Annotated in this window: 6 protein-coding genes; all 6 read left to right on the top strand. The window is 38.2% G+C overall.

Annotated elements, in window-relative coordinates; genetic code table 11:
• Positions 1-31: 31 nt before the first annotated feature.
• Positions 32-613, top strand: a complete 582-nt coding sequence (locus KGY70_18450; GenBank protein ID MBS3777183.1) for a hypothetical protein — start codon at positions 32-34, stop codon at positions 611-613.
• Positions 610-777, top strand: a complete 168-nt coding sequence (locus KGY70_18445; GenBank protein ID MBS3777182.1) for a hypothetical protein — start codon at positions 610-612, stop codon at positions 775-777. The genes KGY70_18450 and KGY70_18445 overlap by 4 nt, the downstream gene beginning before the upstream one ends.
• Positions 774-1,793 carry a hypothetical protein gene (locus KGY70_18440; GenBank protein ID MBS3777181.1) on the top strand — a complete coding sequence of 340 codons (1,020 nt, stop codon included), beginning with the start codon at positions 774-776 and terminating at the stop codon, positions 1,791-1,793. The genes KGY70_18445 and KGY70_18440 overlap by 4 nt, the downstream gene beginning before the upstream one ends.
• Positions 1,794-1,795: 2 nt before the next feature.
• A complete protein-coding gene (locus KGY70_18435) occupies positions 1,796-2,044 on the top strand; it encodes a hypothetical protein (protein MBS3777180.1) in 249 nt (82 codons plus the stop codon).
• On the top strand, positions 2,041-3,261 hold the full coding sequence (locus KGY70_18430; protein ID MBS3777179.1) for a hypothetical protein: 1,221 nt from the start codon (positions 2,041-2,043) through the stop codon (positions 3,259-3,261). The genes KGY70_18435 and KGY70_18430 overlap by 4 nt, the downstream gene beginning before the upstream one ends.
• A gap of 3 nt (positions 3,262-3,264) precedes the next feature.
• Positions 3,265-3,848, top strand: a 584-nt coding sequence (locus tag KGY70_18425; GenBank protein MBS3777178.1) for a phosphoadenosine phosphosulfate reductase family protein, incomplete at its 3' end; no start/stop codon positions are given.

Genomic DNA, 3,848 nt, shown 5'->3' with positions numbered 1-3,848 from the left:
TGAACCTAAAAATAAAGGATTATTTTGACCTATGAAATATAATAACGATTATATTAAAGGTTTAAACGATAGGAGAATGGTAGCTGATTATATAAATTCCTTCATGGCTACTTCTGCTTATCGTTTAGATGAAATGCACCCGTATCAGGTTTTGATGGATATAAAAGTTAAGTCCACCAATAACGTTTTGCCTAACAGAATACACAGAACTTTTTATAAAAAAGCGATGGGAGTAGATTATTTTTTAACTAAACAAGAAGTTGGGCAAAAAATCCCAATAAGATTTTTATTTAAAGGTAAAAGTGGGATTTATTTTAAAGTTCCTTCTGACTTCATAAATCAACCTGAGCAATATTTGATGATTTTATCTCACCTAAATTACTATATACTTGTTGTTGATAAGCATGAAAAAAAAGGAAAGAGAAAAATCAACATTTCGATTCCTATACATATTGATATTTTTATAAATAACTGGAAATGGAAAATGGGAACAAACAGCAATAAAACTCGATTACAATTTAAAGGAAAAGTAAGGTCTATTGAAACCTCACATCCTTTAATTAAAAATGTTTTTGATATAACTAAAATTGACTATTTAAAGGAATTATTATGAAAATATATCTGGCAACTTGGTTACTTGAGAAAATGCAAGGAGAAAGTCTAACTAAAGCAAAAGGCAAAAGAAGACTTGTAAGTTATCACTTTTTAACTGAGCAGGGAATCAATAAGAAGCAACTATGGGTATATTGTGAAACCGGCAAAAATCCAGAAAAATGAAAATAAACAAACAACAACTACAGAAAGCCATCGAAACCGTCCGTCCAGGACTGGCGAGCAAAGAACAGATTGAACAAACCACCTCTTTCATTTTCCAGGAAGGAAAGGTAATAACCTATAATGATGAAATTAGCCTGTCTCATCCCGTAGAGGACTTGGAAATAGAAGGGGCCATTCAGGCAGAGGAATTATACAAATTGCTTGGTAAGTTAAAAAAAGACGAAGTTGATGTCAGTATTGAAGGTAATGAGGTCAAACTAAAAGCCGGGAGGGCTAAGGCCAGTTTCACTCTTGAACAGGAAATCACATTACCTTTTAAAAAGGAAATAGGGGAAACTGGTAAGTGGAAAAAATTGCCGGCGGACTTCAATCGATTTGCAAAATTTGCTATGTCGGCTTGTTCAAGGGATATGTCTGATCCAGTATTGACTTGCACTCATATTACAAAAACGGGATATATCGAAGGAACTGACCGTTTTAGAATTGCCCGATGTTTCATGGGAGAAAATATGCCCATTGACACTTTCCTGATTCCAGCCACTTCCATTAGAGAAGTGCTTCGAATTAAACCAACTCACATTGCCCCTGGTGACGGATGGGTGCATTTTTCCAATGCAGATGGTACAATACTTTCTTCCCGGATCTATAAAAATAAATACAAAGATATATCCCCGTTTATGGAGATAGAAGGAGTGAAAGTAAACTTCCCCGCATCCGTTATTGATAGTATTGATAAGGCCTCCATTTTTGCCCGCCGGGATAATCTTCTGGATGAAAAGGTGGAGATTAGTATCACAAAGGGCAAATTATGGGTGAAGGGGAGATCCGATGCTGGATCATTTGAGGAGAAATCCCCAATAAAATACGATGGCGATCCGATTGGCTTTATTATCGCCCCTTACCTACTGCAGGATATACTGGCGGAGACTCCCCAGTGTGTGGTAGGGGAAAATGCCCTGAAGTTTGAGGGAGAAGGATGGGAATATGTAAGTGTATTGCAAAATAAGGAGGAATAAAGATGTATTATCAAGCAAATATACATTCGTTGAGATTCAAAAAGGACATTCCCATCAATTACATCAGAAAAATCAAATGGGGAAAACATTCCGTAGAGTTGAGAAGGGGTAAAAATAGTTCTATACTTTGGCCGAAGGATGACATCGCCTACATAACCACCATAGATCAAAGACGGGTCAAATCTCCTTCGAAAGTGACCCAGGAGGAGATCAAAAAACTAACAGATGCCATTAAAAAGACAGGTCAATGAGAGGTTTCTTTGAAAAACAAAACAAATCAAATCGCCCTGATGCCCGCCGAAGTTATTCCTGCGTGTCGTGTGGATTGTATAAAGATGTCCTATCTCCAAAGATGAAACCTTATGGTAATTTCAAAAAAAGGATACTAAACATCGGGGAAGCTCCTGGGGAAACAGAGGATAAAAAAGGCAGGCAATGGCAAGGAAAGATGGGTCGGCTATTGCAAAGAACTTACCGGGAACTCGGGGTGGATATATTTGAGGATTGTCTGAATATCAATTCAGTCAATTGTCGGCCGATAGGGAATAAAACTCCTTCAGACTTCCAGGTAGCTTGTTGTCGTAACGTTATAGTTTCAAAAGTGTTGGAAGAATATAAGCCCGACGTGATTGTGTTATTTGGTAAATCAGCCCTTGTTAGTTTCCTGGGACATCGATGGCAAAAGGATCTTGGTGGTGTGATGAAATGGAGGGGTTGGAACATCCCAGATCGGGATCATAAAGCCTGGGTTTGCCCGGTCTTTCACCCATCGTTTGTTGAGCGAACAGAAGAAGATGTTGCCTATAATCTCTGGAAAAAAGATTTGAAACGGGCTCTGTCACTTGCCGGGACCAAACCTCCCCGATTCTATGCCCCCAACATTCATATCATTGAGGATCTTTCCCCACTGGATGACATCCATACCGATCTTGTTGGTTTGGATTGGGAAACAACCGGACTAAAGCCTCATGCCCAGGGGCACCGTATAGTTTCTGGCGCTGTAGCTTACGATGAGAATAACGCCTACGCCTTTCGCATTCCCAATAGCAAAAAAGACAAGATGCCCCTGATTCGCTTACTGGAAAACCCAGCCATTGGTAAAGTGTGTTCTAACATGAAACACGAAATTCATTGGGCCAGGAAACGCCTGCATGGGACGGAGATTAAGGGGATGGAATTTGACACCATGCTTGCCTCTCACACCCTGGACAATCGCCCGGGAGTGAATAGTCTGAAATTTGAGGTCTACAAAAGGTTTGGTGTGGTGGATTATGACTCAGAGATACATCCCTATCTCATAGCAAAGGATAGAAAGAATGGCAATGCCTTCAACCAAATATATGAATTGTTGAAGCAACCCGGAGGAGAAGAAAAACTGTTGACTTATAACGGATGGGATAGTATTTGTTCCTTGAGAGCCGGGAAGGAACAGATGGAAGAGATTGGTTATGATTTTTTACCTTTTTAAAATATGAAATCATTAAATAATAAGATAGAAAGATCAACTAAACTTATTCAGGATTTATATATACCAAGGAAACCTTATAATTTAGGTTTTTCAGGAGGTAAGGATAGTATTGTTCTATTAGATTTAGCAAAAAAGTCTGGGGTAAATTTCAAGGCTACATATTCAAACACAACCCTTGATCCTCCTTTACATATTAAGTTTATTCGGGATAATTATCCTGAGGTGGTTATAAAAAATCCTGAAAAATCCTTTTATAAATTAATTCAAGAAAAAGGTTTCCCATCCCGGATTAGAAGATGGTGTTGTGAATACTTAAAAGAAAGCCCTGGTGTAGAAAAAAGAAATTTGACAGGTATTAGATGGGAGGAAGGATATAAAAGAAAATTATATAAGCCAGAAATGTGTGATGATAGGCATCAAGGCACCACAAGAGTGAATCCTATTTTAGAATGGACAAGTAATGAGATCTGGGAATACATTAAGGAAAATAATTTGCCTTATCCATATATTTATGATCCTCCTTATAATTTTAAGAGATTAGGATGTGTGGGATGCCCATTAGCCCCTAATCCACAACGAATACGTGA

The organism is Bacteroidales bacterium, assembly GCA_018334875.1.
Taxonomy (GTDB): Bacteria; Bacteroidota; Bacteroidia; order Bacteroidales; family UBA12077; genus JAGXLC01.
This window is presented reverse-complemented; position numbering and strand designations above follow the sequence as displayed.

Coding starts and splice junctions, on each gene's coding strand:
- KGY70_18435 (MBS3777180.1), top strand. CDS start 1,796: ATGTATTATCAAGCAAATATACATTCGTTGAGATTCAAAAAGGACATT.
- KGY70_18450 (MBS3777183.1), top strand. CDS start 32: ATGAAATATAATAACGATTATATTAAAGGTTTAAACGATAGGAGAATG.
- KGY70_18445 (MBS3777182.1), top strand. CDS start 610: ATGAAAATATATCTGGCAACTTGGTTACTTGAGAAAATGCAAGGAGAA.
- KGY70_18440 (MBS3777181.1), top strand. CDS start 774: ATGAAAATAAACAAACAACAACTACAGAAAGCCATCGAAACCGTCCGT.
- KGY70_18430 (MBS3777179.1), top strand. CDS start 2,041: ATGAGAGGTTTCTTTGAAAAACAAAACAAATCAAATCGCCCTGATGCC.